The sequence below is a fragment of the Streptomyces sp. CB02980 genome, from assembly GCF_014451325.2.
Taxonomy (GTDB): domain Bacteria; phylum Actinomycetota; class Actinomycetes; order Streptomycetales; family Streptomycetaceae; genus Streptomyces.
Genome location: NZ_JACSCH020000013.1, coordinates 42,528 through 61,687 on the forward strand (window position 1 = coordinate 42,528; position 19,160 = coordinate 61,687).

The 19,160-nt window shown below is 74.7% G+C and carries 14 protein-coding genes; 13 read left to right on the forward strand and 1 reads right to left on the reverse strand.

The features are described from left to right. The first annotated feature begins 6 nt into the window (after window positions 1-6). The 3 genes from E0F75_RS25490 (at window position 7) to E0F75_RS25500 (ending at window position 2,481) form a co-directional block, all read left to right on the forward strand. The gene (locus E0F75_RS25490) at window positions 7-1,362 is read left to right on the forward strand and encodes an ATP-binding protein (RefSeq protein ID WP_229312879.1); all 1,356 of its coding nucleotides are present in this window, start codon (window positions 7-9) and stop codon (window positions 1,360-1,362) included. A gap of 113 nt (window positions 1,363-1,475) precedes the next feature. Then, window positions 1,476-1,868: a nucleotide pyrophosphohydrolase gene (locus tag E0F75_RS25495; RefSeq protein WP_229312885.1), complete on the forward strand. Its 393-nt coding sequence runs from the start codon at window positions 1,476-1,478 to the stop codon at window positions 1,866-1,868. 127 nt (window positions 1,869-1,995) lie between these two features. Further along, entirely contained in the window at window positions 1,996-2,481 is a 486-nt protein-coding gene (locus E0F75_RS25500; protein WP_229312887.1) for a DUF6099 family protein, read from the forward strand. A gap of 179 nt (window positions 2,482-2,660) precedes the next feature. Here E0F75_RS25500 and E0F75_RS25505 read toward each other — a convergent pair whose 3' ends face one another. Continuing rightward, window positions 2,661-2,927, reverse strand: coding sequence for a hypothetical protein (locus E0F75_RS25505; protein WP_229312889.1), 267 nt, complete (start codon window positions 2,925-2,927; stop codon window positions 2,661-2,663). 249 nt (window positions 2,928-3,176) lie between these two features. Here E0F75_RS25505 and E0F75_RS25510 point away from each other — a divergent pair, with 249 nt between their 5' ends. From E0F75_RS25510 to E0F75_RS25555, 10 genes are all read left to right on the forward strand, one after another. Further along, window positions 3,177-4,100 (forward strand): LLM class F420-dependent oxidoreductase, encoded by a 924-nt coding sequence (locus E0F75_RS25510; protein WP_229312891.1) that lies wholly within the window; start codon window positions 3,177-3,179, stop codon window positions 4,098-4,100. A 13-nt stretch (window positions 4,101-4,113) separates the two neighbouring features. After that, window positions 4,114-5,031 carry a homocysteine S-methyltransferase gene (gene mmuM / locus E0F75_RS25515; RefSeq protein ID WP_229312893.1) on the forward strand — a complete coding sequence of 306 codons (918 nt, stop codon included), beginning with the start codon at window positions 4,114-4,116 and terminating at the stop codon, window positions 5,029-5,031. A 118-nt stretch (window positions 5,032-5,149) separates the two neighbouring features. Further along, window positions 5,150-6,778, forward strand: a complete 1,629-nt coding sequence (locus tag E0F75_RS25520; protein ID WP_229312895.1) for a 3' terminal RNA ribose 2'-O-methyltransferase Hen1 — start codon at window positions 5,150-5,152, stop codon at window positions 6,776-6,778. Continuing rightward, window positions 6,775-9,345, forward strand: coding sequence for a polynucleotide kinase-phosphatase (locus E0F75_RS25525; RefSeq protein WP_229312897.1), 2,571 nt, complete (start codon window positions 6,775-6,777; stop codon window positions 9,343-9,345). The genes E0F75_RS25520 and E0F75_RS25525 overlap by 4 nt, the downstream gene beginning before the upstream one ends. A 578-nt stretch (window positions 9,346-9,923) precedes the next feature. After that, window positions 9,924-10,649 (forward strand): Crp/Fnr family transcriptional regulator, encoded by a 726-nt coding sequence (locus tag E0F75_RS25530; RefSeq protein WP_209497306.1) that lies wholly within the window; start codon window positions 9,924-9,926, stop codon window positions 10,647-10,649. A 92-nt stretch (window positions 10,650-10,741) separates the two neighbouring features. Continuing rightward, window positions 10,742-11,734 carry a hypothetical protein gene (locus E0F75_RS25535; RefSeq protein ID WP_229312898.1) on the forward strand — a complete coding sequence of 331 codons (993 nt, stop codon included), beginning with the start codon at window positions 10,742-10,744 and terminating at the stop codon, window positions 11,732-11,734. Then, the gene (locus tag E0F75_RS25540) at window positions 11,731-14,223 is read left to right on the forward strand and encodes a HEAT repeat domain-containing protein (protein ID WP_229312899.1); all 2,493 of its coding nucleotides are present in this window, start codon (window positions 11,731-11,733) and stop codon (window positions 14,221-14,223) included. The genes E0F75_RS25535 and E0F75_RS25540 overlap by 4 nt, the downstream gene beginning before the upstream one ends. Further along, entirely contained in the window at window positions 14,220-15,974 is a 1,755-nt protein-coding gene (locus E0F75_RS25545; RefSeq protein ID WP_229312900.1) for a hypothetical protein, read from the forward strand. The genes E0F75_RS25540 and E0F75_RS25545 overlap by 4 nt, the downstream gene beginning before the upstream one ends. Then, on the forward strand, window positions 15,971-16,654 hold the full coding sequence (locus E0F75_RS25550; RefSeq protein ID WP_229312908.1) for a Pycsar system effector family protein: 684 nt from the start codon (window positions 15,971-15,973) through the stop codon (window positions 16,652-16,654). Before E0F75_RS25545 ends, E0F75_RS25550 begins: the two co-directional genes overlap by 4 nt. 8 nt (window positions 16,655-16,662) lie before the next feature. Continuing rightward, a complete protein-coding gene (locus tag E0F75_RS25555; protein ID WP_229312910.1) occupies window positions 16,663-19,155 on the forward strand; it encodes a VWA domain-containing protein in 2,493 nt (830 codons plus the stop codon). The last annotated feature ends 5 nt before the right edge of the window (window positions 19,156-19,160 follow it).

Here is a 19,160-nt window from a genome sequence, read left to right on the forward strand (position 1 = left end):
CCGGGCATGGACCTCACCGGTGGCTTCACGCTCGACCACTCCTCCTCCACGGCTGCCCCTTCCTGCCGCGCCCCTTCCCCGGGCGCACCGTCCATCGGCGCTCTCTCCACCGGCGCACCGTCCACCGGCGCACCGTCCACCGGCGCCCCCTCCGTGCGGGCCGCGCCCCGGCTGCCGCCGCAGGGCGGGGCCGGGCGGAGGGCCGAGAAGGGGTCCGCCGGTGGGGGAGGCGGCGGGGGACTCCGGGCGCGGCCCGCCGTCACCGAGCTGCGGTTGTCCGCGTTCGCAGGACACCGCTCCGCCGTGCACGCCCTGGGGCCGGTCACCCTCTTCACCGGGCCCAGCGGCAGCGGAAAGTCCACCACCCTGCGGGCGTACGAGGCCCTGGCCCGGCTGAGCGCGGGTGACACCCTCGACGAGGTGTTCCCCGACGCCGCCGACTGCGTCCCCGAGCGGGCCCGGCCCGACGCCCAGGGGCGGCGCGGCTTCCGCATCGGGTGCACGATCGACGGACCCGAGGGCCCGGTCCACCTGGACCTCGCCGTCCAGGCCGAACCCCGGCTCCGGATCGTCGGCGAACGGCTCACCGGCCGGGGCCGCACCCTCCTCGCCACCGCGCTGCGCGACCCGGGCCGCCCCACCGTCCAGGCCGAGTGGCACACCGCCGGCACCACCCCCGTCACCCGGGCGCCCTTCCCCGACGACCTCCTCGGTACGGCCCTGCTGCCGCTGCGCGTCGCGGGCAAGACCCCCGGGCAGCTGGAGGTACTGGCCGCCGCCGAGCAGGTGGTGGTCGGGCTGCGGTCCGCGTTCGCCTGCGACCCCCGGCCCGAGCGGATGCGCGCCCCCGTACCGCCGGGCGAGGGGCGGCTGCGGCGCGGCTGCGGCAACCTCGCCGAGGTCCTGCACCGCACCCACACGGACTGCCCGCGCCGGCACCACCGCCTCGCGGCCGTGGCGGCGGCGGGCTGCGTGGGACCCGTCACCGGGCTCGGGGTGCAGGAACTCCCGGAGGGGACCGTCCGGGCCGTACTCGAACGGGGCGGCCGGCCCGCGACCCCGCTCGCGCGGCTCGGGGACGGGGAACTGCGCTATCTCGCGCTCGCGCTGACCCTGCTGACGGGCCCCGGCGTCCTCGAGATGGACCGGATCGCCGAGGTGCCCGAGGCCATGCAGTCCCTGACGCTGCTCGCCGACGGCCTCGACCGCGGGCTCGACGAGCGGCAGGTCGGCGAACTGCTCGGTCTCGCCACGGGCATCGCCGCCGACGGACACATCCGGGTCGCCGGCACGGTCGGGGCGCGGACGGCGGCACAGGCGCGCCGGACGCCCGGGGTGACGGTGGTGGATCTGAGCGGGTGACGGGCCTGGTGACACGCCTGGGGGTGACGGGCTGGTAGACCTGAGCGCGTGACGGGCCTGGTGGTAGACCTGAGGTGACGGGCCTGGGCGGGCCTGGTGGTAGACCTGAGCGCGTGACCGACAACGACGTAGCGGGACTGCAGCGCAGGCTGGCCGAGTTCGCGGCCGCCCGCGACTGGCAGCCCTACCACACGCCCAAGAACCTGGCGGCGGCGCTCAGCGTGGAGGCGGCCGAACTCCTGGAGATCTTCCAGTGGTTGACCCCCGAGCAGGCGGAGCGGGTGATGGACGACCCGGAGTCGGCGCACCGGGTCGCCGACGAGGTGGCGGACGTGCTCGCCTACCTCCTCCAGTTCTGTGAGGTGCTCGGGGTCGATCCGCTGGCCGCGCTCGCGGCCAAGATCGACCGGAACGAGGTCCGATTTCCCGTCCGGAGGCGGGGCGGAGGGCGGGGAGAAGGGGGCGAGGAAGGGGATTCGAGCAGAGATCGTCACTCTTCGGAGTGATCGACTTTTCACCGTCGAGCCTCCTGTCCACAGATTTCCGAATTCCCCTGGTGTTGGGGCTCAGGCCGCCTCACTCTGGGTAATGGATTGAGTGGGCAGATAAGTCGTACGAACGGGGGCGGCGTTGATGGAAGCGGAACGACTCGTCGCGCTTGGCCGGCACGCGCTGGCGGAGAGCGGATCGGCGCAGGACATCGTGGCGGAGGCCTGGCAGGCACAGGCGCTCGCCCAGGCGATAGGGAATCATCTCGCGCTCTGCGGACCGCAGGAACTGCGCGGCGAGGCGCGGGGACTGAGCGAGATCGGGGAGTACCCGGCGTGGGGTGCCGGTGGGCCGCGTGCGGCCCGGTTGTCGGAGGTGGCGGACCCGCGCGGGGCGTTGACCGCGCTCGGGGAGTTGCTCGGGGAGGTGGGCATCGCGTTGGTCGGCGTGGCCTGCGCCACCGACGAGGAGGGCCTCTACTGGCAGTGCATCGAGGCCATCGACGCCGCCGACGAGTCGAGCGACCGGGTCCGCGGGATGCTGCGGCGCCTCGCCGTGCGGGACGGGGAGCGGGCCCGCCCGCCCGACGCCGCCCGGGGCCGCGCGGGCCCCGGACGGGGCCGGTGGTGATCGGCGTGCGGCTCGGTCCGCTCGGGCACGTGTTCCCGGGGCTCGGCCCGCTCGGTCCGCTCGGGGCGGGACCGGTGGGGCTCGTCCTGCTCGGGCCCGTGATCCCGGTGCTCGGCCTTTTCGGGGCGGGGCCGGTGGGAGTGGGGCTGCTGGAGTTGGGGCTGGGACTGGGGCTGGGACTAGGTCTGGGGCTGGTGGGGATCGGACTGGTCGCGCGCGGTCCGGGCCGGAGCGGGGCGGTCGGACGTGGACTGGTCCGGAGCGAGGCGGTCGGACGTGGACTGGAGGTCGGCGTCCAGCTGGTTGAGGTCGGCCGAGAGCGCCGCCATCAGTTCCTCCATCTGCTGCAGCAGGCCCTTGGGGGCGCCGGCGCCCTTCTGCTCGGGCACGGACCGCGGCGCCGGCTGTTCGGGCACGGCCTGCTCCGGCGCGGCTTCCTGGGACATGGGGGCCTCCTCGGCCCGGACCCCGCCGCCGAGGACGGGGCCACGAGAGAGAGCGACGCACCGGCAGCGGCCGCCGGCGCGCGGGCCGGGCGGTCCGGCTCCGCCCGAGCCAACGACGGGTGCCGGGCCCCGGTCACTGGCCGGGGCGGACGCGGCCCGCCGGAGGGCCGGATATTCACCCGACCGAGCCGGGGCGCGCAAGGAGCTGACGGAGAGGTTGACACGCACCCGACGGTGCAGGATGGAGGCATGGATCTCCGCATTTTCACCGAACCCCAGCAGGGGGCCGACTACGACACCCTCCTCACGGTGGCACGGGCCACCGAGGAGCTTGGATTCGATGCCTTCTTCCGTTCCGACCACTACCTCAGCATGGGCTCCGCAGACGGGTTGCCCGGACCGACCGACGCCTGGATCACCCTGGCCGGGCTCGCCCGGGAGACCAAGCGGATCCGCCTCGGCACCCTGATGACGGCCGGGACCTTCCGGCTCCCCGGTGTGCTCGCCATCCAGGTCGCCCAGGTGGACCGCATGTCCGGCGGACGCGTCGAACTCGGGCTCGGCGCGGGCTGGTTCGAGGAGGAGCACAAGGCCTACGGCATCCCGTTCCCGAAGGAGAAGTTCGGCCGGCTCGAGGAGCAGCTGGCGATCGTCACCGGTCTCTGGGAGACCGAGATCGGCAAGACCTTCAGCTACGAGGGGGAGTTCTACCGGCTCAGCGACTCCCCGGCGCTGCCCAAGCCCACGCAGGACAGGATCCCGGTCCTGATCGGCGGCCACGGCGCGAGCCGCACGCCGCGGCTGGCCGCGCGGTACGCGGACGAGTTCAACATCCCCTTCGCCTCGATCGGGGACAGCGAGCGGCAGTTCGGCCGGGTCAGGGCCGCGGCCGAGGAGGCCGGGCGGGCACCCGGCGACCTGGTGTACTCCAACGCTCTGGTCGTCTGCGTCGGCAAGGACGACGCGGAGGTGGCCCGTCGGGCCGCCGCCATCGGGCGGGACGTGGACGAGCTGAAGGCGAACGGACTGGCGGGTTCGCCCGCCGAGGTCGTCGACAGGATCGGGCGGTACGCGGCGATCGGATCCTCCCGGGTCTACCTCCAGGTCCTCGACCTGGACGACCTGGACCACCTGGAGCTGATCTCGGCGCGGGTCCAGTCGCAGCTGGGATGAGCGGGGCGATCCGATGAAGCCGGTCCGTACGCTCGCCGAAGCCCTCGGGGCGGGGGTCCTCGTCCTCGACGGCGGGCTGTCCAACCAGCTGGAGACACAGGGCTGCGACCTCTCGGACGCGCTCTGGTCCGCGCGGCTCCTGGCCGACGGGCCCGAGCAGATCGAGGCGGCCCACGCGGCGTACGTACGGGCCGGAGCCCGGGTGCTCATCACCTCCAGCTACCAGGCCACCTTCGAGGGCTTCGCCCGCCGGGGCGTGGACCGGGAGGAGGCGGCGAGGCTGCTCGCGCGGAGCGTGGAGCTCGCCCGTTCCGCGGCGGCGGGGGTGGGAGAGGAGGTGTGGGTCGCCGGGTCCGTGGGGCCGTACGGTGCGATGCTCGCGGACGGGAGCGAGTACCGGGGACGGTACGGGCTGTCCGTGCGGGAACTGGAGGCGTTCCACCGGCCCCGGATCGAGGCGCTGGCGGCGGCGGAGCCGGACGTGCTGGCGCTGGAGACCGTTCCGGACGTGACGGAGGCGGAGGCGCTGCTGCGGGCGGTCGAGGGGTGCGGGGTGCCGGTGTGGCTCTCGTACACGGTCGAGGGCGGGCGGACCCGGGCCGGGCAGGACCTGGCGGAGGCCTTCGCCGTCGCCGCGGGAAACGACCGGGTCGTCGCCGTCGGGGTCAACTGCTGCGACCCGGCGGAGGCGGGGCCCGCCGTGGAGCTCGCCGTCGCCGTGACCGGGAAGCCGGCCGTGGTCTACCCCAACAGCGGGGAGCGGTGGGACGCCCGCGCGCGGGGCTGGCGCGGCGACATCGCCTTCGACCCGGCCCGGGCAGCCGACTGGGCCGCGTCCGGCGCCCGGCTCATCGGAGGCTGCTGCCGGGTCGGCCCGACGACGATCTCCGCCCTGGGCTCGTCCCTGGTCACCGAGAGGGGCGCGGGCTGACGGCGGCCCCAGGCCTGGCCGTCTGCCCGGTCCCCGGCACCGCCCGCAGCCCCCGCAGGCTCGTACCGCGCGGGAAAATGCCTGGTCGGGAGGGGAGCGGCGAACCATACTCGGAAGTGTGTTCCTGACGATCAGTACGACCGGCAACCCGGAGCGTCCCGCGACCGATCTCGGTTTTCTGCTGCACAAGCATCCCGAGCGGGCGCAGACGTTCTCGACTTCGCACGGCACGGCGCACGTCCTCTACCCCGAGGCGAGCGCCGAGCGGTGCACGGCGGCACTTCTCCTGGAGGTGGACCCCGTGGCGCTGGTGCGCCGCGGCAAGGGCAAGGGCCGGGGCGGCGCCCCGGACTCCGCGCTCGCCCAGTACGTGAACGACCGGCCCTACGCGGCGTCCTCGCTGCTCGCCGTCGCGCTCGCGAAGGTCTTCAAGACGGCGCTGCACGGCGTCTGCCAGGCGATGCCCGAGCGGGCCGCGGCGGCGTTGCCGCTGCGTATCGAGGTGCCCGCGCTGCCCGCACGCGGCGGCGCCGAGCTGGTGCGCAAGCTGTTCGGGCCGCTGGGCTGGGACACCGTGGACGCCGAGCCGGTGGCCCTGGACGGGCAGTTCCCCGAGTGGGGCGCCTCCCGCTATGTGCGCCTGGTGCTCGAGGGTGAGCTGCGGCTCGCGGACGCCCTCAACCACCTCTACGTCCTGCTGCCCGTACTCGACGACGCCAAGCACTACTGGGTCGCGCCCGACGAGGTCGACAAGCTGCTGCGCGCCGGTGACGGCTGGCTCGCCGGTCACCCCGAGCGGACGCTGATCACGGCCCGCTATCTGTCCCGCCGCTGGAGCCTGACGCGTGAGGCGAGCGAGCGGCTCGAACTCGTGCGGCTCGCCGAGGCGGAGGGCCTGGACGTCGACGACGTCGACAACGCGGTCGACGAGTCGACCGACACCGAGGAGCGGCCCGTGCCGCTCGCCGAGCAGCGCAGGGCGGCGATCCTCGCCGCCCTGGAGCGCGCCGAGGCGAGCCGGGTCCTCGATCTCGGGTGTGGTCAGGGCCAGTTGGTGCAGGCTCTGCTCAAGGACACCCGTTTCACGGAGGTCGTCGGTGTCGACGTGTCCGTCCGTGCCCTGACCGTCGCCGCGCGGCGGCTGCGGCTGGAGCGGATGGGGGAGCGGCAGGCCGCCCGTGTGAAGCTGCTGCAGGGTTCGCTCGCGTACACCGACAAGCGGCTGACCGGCTACGACGCGGCGGTGCTCAGCGAGGTCATCGAGCACCTGGACCTGCCGAGGCTGCCGGCCCTGGAGTACGCGGTGTTCGGCTCGGCCCGGCCGCGCACGGTCCTGGTGACCACGCCGAACGTCGAGTACAACGTGCGCTGGGAGTCGCTGCCGGCCGGGCACGTCCGGCACAGTGACCACCGCTTCGAATGGACCCGGGAGGAGTTCCGCCGCTGGGCGGCCTCGGTCGCGGAGCGGTACGGGTACGGCGTCGGGTTCACCCCCGTCGGCCCGGACGACCCCGAGGTCGGACCGCCCACCCAGATGGCCGTCTTCACCCGGACCCAGGACCAGAACCAGGATCAGGGCCAGAACCAGGATCAGGGCCAGAACCAGGGCCAGAACCAGGGCCAGGGCCAGGGCCAGGACCAGAACCAGAACCAGAACCAGGGCCAGGACCAGAAGCAGACCCCGGACCCGATCGCCGAGAAGGCCCACGACCCCGGCCCGACCGCCGCGAAGGAGGAACAGGCATGACCACCGAGACCGTGAACCCGGCCGACACCACCCCGGCCCGCACCCTGCCCGTCACCGACCTGTCCCTCGTGGTCCTCGTCGGCGCCACCGGCTCCGGCAAGTCCACCTTCGCCCGGCGACACTTCAAGCCGACGGAGATCGTGTCCTCCGACTTCTGCCGGGGGCTCGTCGCCGACGACGAGAACGACCAGTCCGCGAGCAAGGACGCCTTCGACGTCCTGCACTACATCGTGGGCAAGCGCCTCGCGGCCGGGCGCCTCGCCGTCGTCGACGCGACCAACGTGCAGCAGGAGGCGCGGCGTCAGCTCGTACAGCTGGCCCGCTCGTACGACGTGCTGCCCATCGCGATCGTCCTCGATCTGCCCGAGGAGGTGTGCCGCAGCCGGAACGCCGCGCGTCCCGACCGCGCGGACATGCCGGCGCACGTCATCCAGCGCCACCGCCGCGAGCTGCGACGCTCGCTGCGCGGCCTGGAGCGCGAGGGCTTCCGCAAGGTGCACGTGCTGAAGTCCGTCGAGGAGGTCGACGCCGCCCAGGTCGTCCTGGAGCGCCGCTTCAACGACCTGCGTCACCTCACCGGCCCCTTCGACATCATCGGTGACATCCACGGCTGCCGTTCCGAGCTGGAGACCCTGCTCGCGAAGCTCGGATACGTCGACGGGCACCACCCCGAGGGCCGTACGGCGGTCTTCGTCGGCGACCTCGTCGACCGCGGCCCCGACTCCCCGGGCGTCCTGCGCCGGGTGATGGCGATGGTCGCCGCCGGCGACGCCCTGTGCGTCCCCGGCAACCACGAGAACAAGCTGGGCCGCTGGCTCAAGGGCCGGAAGGTGCAGGAGACGCACGGACTCGCCGAGACCATCGAGCAGTTGGGGCACGAGAGCGAGGAGTTCCGGGCCGAGGTCGGGCGCTTCATCGACGGGCTCGTCAGCCACTACGTCCTCGACGGCGGCAACCTCGTCGTCTGCCACGCCGGTCTGCCGGAGAAGTACCACGGCCGGACGTCGGGGCGGGTGCGCTCGCACGCGCTGTACGGGGACACCACCGGTGAGACCGACGAGTTCGGGCTGCCGGTGCGCTACCCGTGGGCCGAGGAGTACCGGGGGCGGGCCACCGTCGTGTACGGCCACACCCCCGTGCCGAACACCTCCTGGATCAACAACACCCTCTGCCTCGACACCGGAGCCGTCTTCGGCGGAAAGATGACCGCACTGCGCTGGCCCGAGCGCGAACTCGTCGACGTACCGGCCGAGCGCGTCTGGTACGAGCCGGCCCGGCCGCTCGCGACCGAGGCGCCCGGCGGGCACCAGGGGCGCCCCCTGGACCTGGCGGACGTGCACGGCCGGCGGATCGTGGAGACCCGCCACCTGGGCAACGTCGCCGTGCGCGAGGAGAACGCCGCGGCCGCCCTTGAGGTGATGAGCCGGTTCGCGGTCGACCCGCGGCTGCTCACCTATCTGCCGCCGACGATGGCGCCCACCGCCACGTCGAAGGAGGAGGGCTATCTGGAGCACCCGGCCGAGGCCTTCGCCCAGTACCGGGCGGACGGTGTCGATCGCGTCGTGTGCGAGGAGAAGCACATGGGCTCCCGGGCGGTGGCCCTGGTCTGCCGGGACGCGGACGCGGCCCGCGAGCGCTTCGGCGTGGACGCCGACGGGGTCACCGGCGCGCTGCACACCCGTACCGGACGGCCGTTCTTCGACGATCCCGCCGTCACCGAGCAGGTGCTCGACCGGCTGCGGACGGCGATCGGCGCCGCCGGTCTCTGGGACGAGCTCGACACGGACTGGCTCCTGCTCGACGGCGAGCTGATGCCGTGGTCGCTGAAGTCGGCCGGGCTGCTCCGCGCGCAGTACGCGGCGGTCGGCGCCGCCTCGGGCGCGGTCTTCCCCGGAGCGATCTCCGCGCTCGAACAGGCGGTGGCGCGCGGGGTCGAGGGGATCGACGGGCTGCTCGCGAAGCAGCGGGAGCGGGCGGTGGACGCGGAGGCGTTCACCGAGGCCTACCGCAGGTACTGCTGGCCGACCGAGGGCCTGGAGGGGGTGCGGTTCGCGCCCTTCCAGCTCCTGGGGGCGCGCGGACGCTCGCTCGCGGCCGTTCCGCACGACGAGCAGCTCGCCTGGCTCGACCGGCTCGTGGAGCACGACCCGACCGGGCTGCTCCAGGTCACCCGGCGGCTCGTCGTCGACACGGGCGACGAGGCCTCGGTCCGGTCCGGGGTCGACTGGTGGCTGGACATGACCGCCGCCGGTGGCGAGGGCATGGTCGTCAAGCCGCTGGCCGCACTCGTCCGCGACGGCAAGGGCCGGCTCGGCCAGCCGGGCGTCAAGGTGCGCGGTCGGGAGTACCTGCGGATCATCTACGGCCCCGAGTACACCCGGCCGGAGAACCTGGAGCGGCTGCGGCAGCGCTTCCTCGGCCACAAGCGGTCGCTGGCCCTGCGCGAGTACGCACTCGGCCTCGAAGCCCTCGACCGCCTCGCCGAGGGGGAGCCGCTGTGGCGGGTCCACGAGGCCGTGTTCGCGGTCCTGGCACTGGAGTCGGAGCCGGTGGACCCGAGGCTCTGAGGCCTTGACGGGTCGTGAGGCCCTGCGGCGGTGATGCCGTGGGGCCTTGCGGCAGTGGCCGGTGACGCCGTGGGGCCTTGCGGCAGTGGGCCGGTGACGCCGTGGGGCCTTGCGGCAGTGGGCCGGTGACGCCGTGGGGCCTTGCGGCAGTGGCCGGTGATGCCGTGGGGCCTTGCGGCAGTGGCCGGTGACGCCGTGAGGCCTTGCGGCAGCGAGGCCTTGACTCCCGGAAGCCCTCGCGGAGATCGCCACCCCCTCGGGCGGTGGGGCTCCGCGAGGGCTTCGACGTGTGTTCGACCCGTCTCCGCAGAGCCTTCGCACGGTCTTCGCGAGGTCTTCGCCCGGCCCCGACGGGGGGCGCAGGGACGCCGGGTGCGGCGCTCCCCTGCGCCCCCCGTGCCCGTTGACGCATTTCTTCCGCACCCTCTAGCGTTCTTCACCCCATGACGTGACACAGCGTCAACAGTGTGACGAGACACGTCACTTGAGGTGGGAACACGCACGCGAATACGCCGGTCGATCATCGGCGAGTCGGTCTTCCCCGGAGGGCCCGAGGACGGTACGGGGGTGAGCGCGCGGTGAGTCTCTTCGGCCAGGACCGCTCCTTCCTCCACGCCCTCCCGGCGGCCGACCGGCGGTCTCTGATCGCCGAGGGTGCCCGGCGCGTCTACGAACCCGGGGAGGTGATGATCCGCGAACGCGACACCACCGCCTTCGTCCTCGCGCTCCTCTCCGGCTGGTCCGTCGTCTCCGTGGGCACCGAGCGCGGCTCGCGGCTCATCCTCGCCCTCCGGGGCGCCGGCGAGGTCGTGGGCGACCTCGCCGCCGTCGACCGGCGCCCGCGCAGCGCCAGCGTCACCGCGCTCGGCAGGGTCGAGGCGGTGGCGATCTCCGGCGACCGGTTCCGGCGCTTCCTCGCCGCCCGGCCGCACGCCACCTCGCTGATCATGCGCCAGCTCGCGACCCGGCTGCGGAGCGCCGACGTCGAGCGCCGCGCGCTCGCCTCCGAGACGGTCCTCCAGCGCCTCGCGGCCCGCCTCGTCGAGCTGGCCGAGCGCGCCGGGCGCCGGGCCGAGGCCGGGACCGTACTCGAACTTCCGCTGCCCCAGCACGACCTGGCGGCGGCCATCGGAGCGACCCGGGAGGCGGTGGCCAAGGCGCTGCGCCTGCTGCGGGAGCAGGACGTGGTCCGCACCGCGAACCGCACCGTCATCGTGATCGACATGCGGGTCCTGGTGCTGCTCGCGGAGGGGCGCGCGCGCCCCGGCGGAGAACCGGCGGACGAATCTCCGCCGGGTGTGTAAACGGCTACATCGCCGGTCGCGGAACGCGGCCAGTCTGGACACGCATCACCACGGCACCAACGGCACCGGGGCAGCACACAGGGAGTCCGAGAGTGAGCAGTGCGGGAGTGAACGGGGAAGTGGGCGGAGACGTGGGCGGAGAGGCGTGCGGCATCCACCGGTTCGTCGTCTTCGGCGACATCTGTGGCTCCGGGACGCTCGACCTGGCCGAGAAGAGGCACCAGCGGGCGGCGATGTACGCCGCCTTCGACGACGCGTACAGCTCCGTCGGCGTCGAGCCCGGGACCTTCCACCAGGAGGACCGGGGGGACGGCATCCTCGCCGCCCTGCGTCCCGACGTGCCGCCGACGCTCATGGTCGGCCGGTGGATCGACACGCTGTACGAGAGTCTGCGCGCCCACAACCAGGGCCGGGTCAGGCCGTTGCGGCTGCGGATCGGGATGAACGCGGGGCTCGTGACCCAGGACCGGCACGGGCTCGTCGGACGCGCGGTGGACCTCGCCGCGCGGCTCTGCGACAGCCCCCCGGCCAAGCGGATCATGAACGAGACCCCGGAGATCGACCTCGTGGTCGTCGTCTCCGACTGGCTGTACGGGAACGTGGTCGCCGACGGCGGGCGGTACGTCGAGCCGGACCATTACCGGTCGGCCCGCATCCGGTCCAAGGAGACCGACGAGGCCGCCTGGTTCCACGTACCGCGCAGGCCCGCGCCGCCGCTGATCGGGCGCGACGGGGAGCTGCCGCCGGAGGGGGAGCCGGCGCCCGAGGGGGAGCCGGCGGTCGCGGGGGAGCGGCCGCCGGCGGGGGTGGCACGGACCGGCGTTGGGCCGTCGCGGGGGGACGGCCCAACGCCCCGGCCCGTGGGCGGGAACCGTGAGTACCACGTCGGGGGCGACCTCCTCGACATCCACGGCAACACGATCCACGGCGGGTTCACCGGAATCCGCAAGGACTCGGGCAAGGGCTCGGGCAAGGACTCGGGCTCCCGATCCGGCTCCCGATCCGGTTCCGGCTCGGGCCCGGGCTCCGGTTCGGGTGCTGCTGCGGGTTCCGGTGCGGTCGCCGGGGCGGGTGAGCCGGAGTGAGCGACCAGGACGACGCCGCGCCGCAGAGCGACTCCTCGGACGCCGGGCACGGCCACGGCGACCGGGCCGACGCGCCGGACCGGGGCGGCGACCGCGGCGGCGACCGGGGCGGCGACCGCGGTTCGGACCGCGGCGGCGGCCGGGGTTCCGACCGTGGTTCCGACCGCGGTTCGGACCGCGGCGGCGACCGGGGGGACCGGGACCGCGACCGGGGGGACCGTGACCGGGACCGCGACCGGGACGGCGGGTCCGAGCGGGGTGACGGTGCCGAACAGCCCCGCGAGCCGAGCGTCTTCGCGGCTGCCGACCGGGGGCCCCTCGGCGGCGAGAGCGACACCGGCGGGGCCGCCACGGCGCGCCGGGCCGTCCGCACCTGGGCGAGCGGCGCCGCCGACCGCCTCACCACCATCCACGGCGACGGCACCGTCTTCGAGGGCAACCAGATCTTCGCCCTGTACGGCTCCGAACGCACCGCGCACTTCGTCCAGGGGCCCGTCCCGCCCGAGACGCTCGACCACCTGGGCCGGGTGTACTGCGCCACCTCCGGCTACCGGCGGATGCGGGACCGGCTCCGCGACCACCGGGTCCTCGTCCTGTGCGGCGAACCCGGCAGCGGCCGCAAGGCCACCGCGCTCGCCCTCCTCGACGAGCTGACCGGCGGCAAGGTCTTCCGGCTCGACCCGCGCCACGGCGTCGACGAGATCACCGAGGAGGTCCTCCAGGAGAGCGGCGGCCACCTCCTGGAGCTGCTCACCGAGGACGTGCGCGAGGCCGAGGGCGAGCCGCGCGCCGCACGCTCGGGCCGGGGCGAACACACCGCCGTCGCCCGCCGTTCCGTCACCCGGCTCTCCGAGCTGCACCTGGACCGCTTCGGCGATCTGCTGCGCGGCCGGGACGCGTACGGGGTCGTCCTCGTCGAGAACGGAGAGCTCGCCGACCGGCTGCTGCGCGGCCGGTACGGGATGTACTGCGCGCCGCCGCCGGCCGACGAGGTCCTCCACCGCCACCTCTGGAACCAGCTGCGCGCCGAGTCCGACGATGCCCTCGGCGACGCCCGGGCGCGCGGCGCGCGGCGGGACGTCGTCGAGGCCCTCGGCCTGGAGGAGCTGCGGCCCCGTGAGGCGGCGCGGCTCGCCGACCACCTCGCCCGGCACTGGCGCGGCGAGGTGACGGACGAGGAACTCCTGGCCGAATGCGCCTCCTTCGTACGCTCCCAGGCGCGCGAGTGGTTCGCGGGCGCCGACCGTCCGGGCGCCGTCCCCGAGGCCCTCCCGGCCCTGAACGCCGGGGCGTTCCGTATCGCCGTCGCCGTCTTCAACGGCTCCGCGTACAGCCTCGCCGCCGAGGCCGCCGAACTCCTCGCCTGGGAACTCGCGGTCACCCTCGACCCCGAACACCCGCCGGGCCGCCGCCTGTTCGGGACGCACGCCGAGCACCGGCCGGTACAGGCGCGGGCCGTCCTGGAGGACGGCGAGCTGGACCTCGGCCCGGCCAAGGTGCCCGTGCGGGCCGTCCGCTTCCAGGGCGAGGCGCTCGCCGGAGCCGTCCTCGGCGAGATCTGGCACGGCTACCACAACGTCCGCGGCCCGGTGGCCCGCTGGCTGCGCTCGCTGTGCGACGACCCGCGCCCCGAGGTATGGGTGCGGGCCTCCATCGCGGCCGGGGTCCTCTGCTCCTGGGACTGGATCCACGGCTTCCGCGAGCTGGTGGTGCCGCTCGCCGTGACCGACGATCCGGTCGCCCGCATGGCGGCCGCCACCGCGCTCGCCGAGTCCGCGCGCGACCCGCGCGTCCGGCCCGCCGTCGCCGACGTCCTCAAGAACTGGGCCGCGTCCGACGACGAGATGCTCGTCAGGACCGCCCTGCTCGCCCACGGCTACGTGCTGGCCGCCGGTGGCGTCTCCGGTTCGCTCGACGCGATCGCCCGGGTCGTCAGGGCCCGCGAGGCGACCGACATCGAGGTCCTCGTGCCCGCCGCGTTCAGCGTGGCGCGACTGCTCGCCTGCGGCGAACCGGCGCCCGTGCTCCGACGGCTCCGGCAGTGGCTGGAGGACGGCCGGCTCAACCTCGCCAACCTCGTCCACCTCGCCGTCATCCGCGCCCTGAGCACCAGGACCACCCATCTGTGGGGGCTGCGGGAGGTCCCGGAGCTGGACGGACACGCGGCCCGCCCGCTGATGGTCGCGCTGCTCGCGACCCGGCCCGAGCTCGCCCCCGAACTGGCCGCGCTGCTGCGGTCCACGCTCACCACCGCCCGCTCGGGGGAGTCGGCCCTCGAGGCGCTCGGCGGGATGCTCCGGCGGGCCGCGAAGGACCCGGAGTCGCTCGGGCTCGTCTGTGCCTTCCTGCCGCGCCTCGCGGTGGACCGGCGCGACCGGGACCGGCTCAGGGGCTTGCTGAACGAACTGGTCCGGGACCGTGACCGGCCCCTGGACAGAGGCGCGGCGCGCCGGATGTGGGACGCCGTGACGGAAGGAGCGAACCGATGACCGGGCCCGAGCAGGACAGGAACCCCCGGCCCGACGAGCGGACCCGCTGGGTCGACCGGGACCGCGACGACCGCGGCCGCGAAGGCAGGGGACGGGACGAGCGGGCGCGCGACGACCGGGGCCGGGCCGAGCAGGCCCGTGACGAGCGGGCACGGGACGGCCGCGACCGGGACGACCGCGAGCGGCAGCGGTACGCGGGGCAGCCCGGCGACGGGCAGCGTGGCGGCGGACAGCAGTACGGCGGACAGCGGTACGACGGGCAGAACGGCGGTGGCCGGCACGCCGGTGGCCGGGACGAGGACGAGGACCTGGACGTGGACCCGGACGAGGAGCTGGACCGAGAGCAGCAGCAGCGGCAGGGCGGGGGGCGCGTCCGGGGCCGGGGCGGGCGCTGGAGCGGGGACGACGGCGGCGGGTCCGGTGCGGGGTCCCGCTCCGGCGAGCGGCCGCGCGGGCCGCTGATCGCCGAGTACGCGCCCCCGTACCGCCGCCGGAGCGGCAAGGTCGCGGCGGTGCTCCTCTACCGCAACGGCGGCCACCGGGTGGTCTGGCCGGACCGTGTGGAGGACGTCAACAAGCCGATGCTCGGCTCCGCCTACACCGTCTTCGAAGTGCAACTCGGGCGCAACGTGACCGAGTTCAGGCTCCAGTTGCCGGCCGCCGGGGACGGCGTCTTCTTCGAGGCCGTCGCCAGGGTCCAGTGGGTGGTGACCGACCCCCACCTCGTCGTCCGCGAACAGGTCGAGGACGTCGCCGAGTTGCTGCACGACGAGCTGCTCGACGGGCTGCGCAGGATCTCCCGGCGGTTCCGGATCACCGAGGCGCAGCGCGCCGACGAGGCCGTGCGCGAGGAACTGAGCGCCGGCCGCCTCAGGTTCGGCGCGGACATCGGGCTGCGGACCCGCGTCCATGTCTTCGTCGACCTCGACGACTCCGTCAAGGCCGAGGTCTCGCGCCGGGACCGGGTCGGCGTCACGATGGAGGCCGACGAGCGCGTCGCCGAGGCCGAGCGGCGCAGGGAGGCCGCCGACCGGGCCCTGGTCGCCGACCGCGCCCGCGAGATGGAGGACCTCTTCCGGCGCGGCGACCTCGCCCAGATCGCCCACCACATGGCGATGCACCCCGACAAGCAGTGGGAGATCCGCACCCAGCTCCAGCGCGAGCGGCGCGAGGGCCAGGAGGACTACCTGGCCGTCTTCAACCGGCTCCTCGACACCGGCGTCCTGGAACGGCACGACATCGGCGAGCAGATGTACCAGGTGCTCATGTACCTGCGGACGCAGACCGGCACCGTCCTCGACGGCATCACCAACCGGGTGCTCAACCCCTCGGGCAACCCCCCGCCGCACCGCCTCGCCCTGGAGGACGCGGCGCCGGAGCCGAACCGCCCCGACTGGTACGAGGAGCAGGACCGCGGGGACGCCCCGGCCCCCGGCGGGCCCCGCGTCTACGAGCCGACCCGCGTCGAGTCCGGCTCCGAGCGGGAACGGGAGCGGGGCAGGGCGCGGGAGAGGGGCCGCGACGGCGACGACCGCGAGCGCGCCCGCTCGCGGGACCGGCACGACGACGGCCACGACGACGGACACGACCGGTACGAGGACGGTGACCCGTACCGCCGGAGCGACGCCTACGAGCGGAACGACCGGTACGACCGCGACGACCCCTACGACAGGGACGGGCGCGACCGCACCCGGCGGCCCGCCCGTCCGGCCCGGCCGAGCTCCGAGTTCACCGACTGGGACGACGAATGACGACCTCCCCGGGGCTCGGGCAGGACCCGACAGGGGCGGCGCCCACCGCGCGGGACCGGGAACCGGCCGGCGCGGCGGCGCCGAGGCCCGTGCCCGCCCCGATGCCTGTGCCCGCCCTCGTGCCCGCCCCCGCGCCCCCACCCGCCCCCGCGCCCCCACCCGCCCCCACGCCCGCGCCTGCCTCCACGCCCGCCGCCGTCCCCGTCCCCGTCCCCGCCGAGGAGCTCAGGTTCATGGCCGAACGGCTGCTCGCCACCGTCCGGGAGGACATCGGCCGGGCCGACACCAAGGCCGCGATCCTGCTCTCCGGCGCCCTCGCCTTCCTGGCGGTCGTCTTCTCCGGAGACCGCGCCCTCCTGCCCGACTCCGGACCCGGGCTCGTCCTCCTGCTCCTCGCGGGTGCGCTCTGGACGGCCGGTGTCCTGATGCTCGTCTCGGTGGTGCTGCCCCGCACCCGGATCGGGGCCGACCGCACGTTCCTGCGCGAGCTGACGGGCGGACCGTCGGTGACCGCGCTGCGCGAGCGGCTCGCCGCACCCGGCGCGGACGCCACCGGCTGGCTCCTCGAACAGGCCAGCGTGCACGGCCTCGTGCTCGCTGCGAAGTACCGGTGGCTGCGCCTGGGCGTGTCCGCGCTCGCGCTCGGCGCCCTTCTGGCCCTCTTCAGTGAACTGTGGTGAGAGAGAACATGCAGTGGACCAACAAGAGGGGCGTCCTGCTCCTCGCCGGCGCGCTCCTCGCGCTCGCCGGACCGCTCGCGGCGACCACCGCCTCGGGCGCGCCCGGCGTCTCCGGGGCGCGGGCGGTCCCCCGTACCGCTCCCGCAGCCCCCGCCGCTCCCACCGACCCCGCAGAAGGACCCGACCCCATCGACTTCGCGGTCGTCGTCGACCAGTCGGCGAGCCTCGCCGACAAGGATCTGGCGCGCGAGACCGAGGCGGCGGCGCTGCTCGTCCAGGGCGAGATATCGGAGCGCTCCCGGGCCGCCGTCATCGGCTTCGGCAGCTCGGAGAAGCGCGGTCAGTCGCCCGTACGCGAGGTGTGCCAGCTCACCGTCGCCGACGCGGCGGGCCGTGAGCGACTCAGCGACTGCGTCCAGGAGCTGGGGCGCCGCGACACCGCCCGGGTGGGCCCCGGCACCGACTTCCCGGCCGCCGTCCGGCAGGCCGTCACCCGCCTCACCGGAGCCGCGGCCGGACCCGGGACAGGCACAGGCACCGGGACGGGGACCGGGACCGGGACCGGCGGAGCCAAGAAGCCCGGCACCCCCAAGGTCGTCTTCCTGCTCACCGACGGAAAGCTCGACGTCGCCGACAGCCCCGAGTACGGCACCGACCGGGAGAGCCGCCAGTCCAACGGGGCCAAGCGGCTCGTCGAGGAACTCGCCCGCGCCCGGGCGGCCGGCGTCCAGATCTGGCCCCTCGGCTTCGGCGGCGAGCTCGACCGCGCCGGCCTCACCGCGATGGCCGAGGGCGGCTACCGCGGCTCCTGCTCCGAGATCCCCGGCTCCGCCCCGCGCATGCGGGTCGTCGACACCTCCGCCGAGATCGACAAGGCACTCCAGGAGACCTTCGCCGCCGCCCGCTGCGCCCGGATCGCGCACGGCACCGCCGGGAAGCCGCCCGCCGACCTGACCGTCACCATCCCGCCGATCGCCACCGACGGCTCCCTGACGGTCGCCAAGCACGACCCCAAGGTGCAGGTCACCTACTACGACCCGGCCGGCCGCAAGGTCCCCGTCCGGGACGAGTTCGACGGCTCCTCCTTCGAGGTCAGCGGGCAGAACGGCCCGGTCGAGGCGCTGCGGGTGAAGAACCCGCTGCCCGGCCTCTGGCGGGTGCACATCGAGGCGCCGCCCGGCCACGGCGACCGCGAGGTCGCCGTCCGGGCGATCTGGCAGGGCCGGCTGCGCTCCGCCGTCGTCCTCGACCCGGCGTCCCCGCGCGCAGGCGAGCAGGTCAAGGTCGAGGTGCAGATGCAGACCCGGCGCGGAGTCGTCATCACCGACCGGCACCAGCTGGCCGGCCTCTCGGTCGCCGCCGACCTGAGCGGCGAGGGCTTCGAACCCGTCACCTTCCGGCTCGCCGACGACGGCAAGGCCCCCGACGCCAAGGCCGGCGACGTCCGGTTCACCGGCACGCTCACCGTCCCCGCGGGCGCCACCGGCGCACTGGAGCTCGTCACCCGCATGGAGGCGCCCGGGATCACCTCCGACCGGCGCCCGCTGCACGCCGTCGTCGCCAAGGGCGCGCCGCTCGTGACCGCCGCCCTCACCGTCGACAGCGACACCGTGCACCCCGGTGCCACCGTCAGCGGCACCCTCGACGTCACCAACAACGACTCCGCGCCGCACACCCTGCGGCTGGGACTCGCGGACCAGACCCCGGGCGCCGAACTCGTCGTCGCCCCGGCGACCATCACGGCCCCGCCGAACGGCAGCACCCGGATCCCCTTCACCGTCACCGTCGGCAAGAACACGCCCTACGGCACGCTCGGCGGCCAGGTCACCGTCGTGGACACCGCGGACGGCGACCGCACCCTGCGCGGCGCGCTCCTGAACGTCCGGGTGGTGGAGCCGCCGACCTGGTGGGAACGCTGGTGGAAGGCCGTGGTCGGCGGGGCCGTCCTCGTCCTTCTCGTGGGCACCTTCGTCGGCATCCGGCTCCTCTTCCGGCGCCGCCGCCGCGACCTCACGGGCGTCACGCTCGAACTCTGCCAGGAGGGGCGGTCGCTCGACTCGCTGACCGTCCGCCGCGGGCAGAGCCCCGGCGGCGCCTTCGCCTTCACCGTCGACGAACCGTACGGGGCGCCGGCCACCCTCCGCCGCGTCCCCGGCGGCGGCTCCTCCGCCCATGTGCTGCGCCGCACCGGCGCGGGCGAGCTGCTGCTGCGCCCCCGCGGCGGCGCGCAGGTCCCCGTACGGACCGGCGAGCCGGCCGGGCTCGGCGACCACGAGCTGGTCGTACGGGGCGGCCGCCCGGCGCCGACCGGCGGCCGGGCGACCGCCGGGCGACCGGCGCCGACCGGCGGCCGGGACACACCGTGGTTCCGTCCCCCTCGCCGCGCCGGCGGCGGAGCCGGACGCGGCAGCGCGGGCGACACGGACGCGGGTTCCGGCCGCCTCACCGGAACGGGCTCGGACGGTTCCCCCGACGCGAGCGCATACGACGGCAACTTCTGAACGGG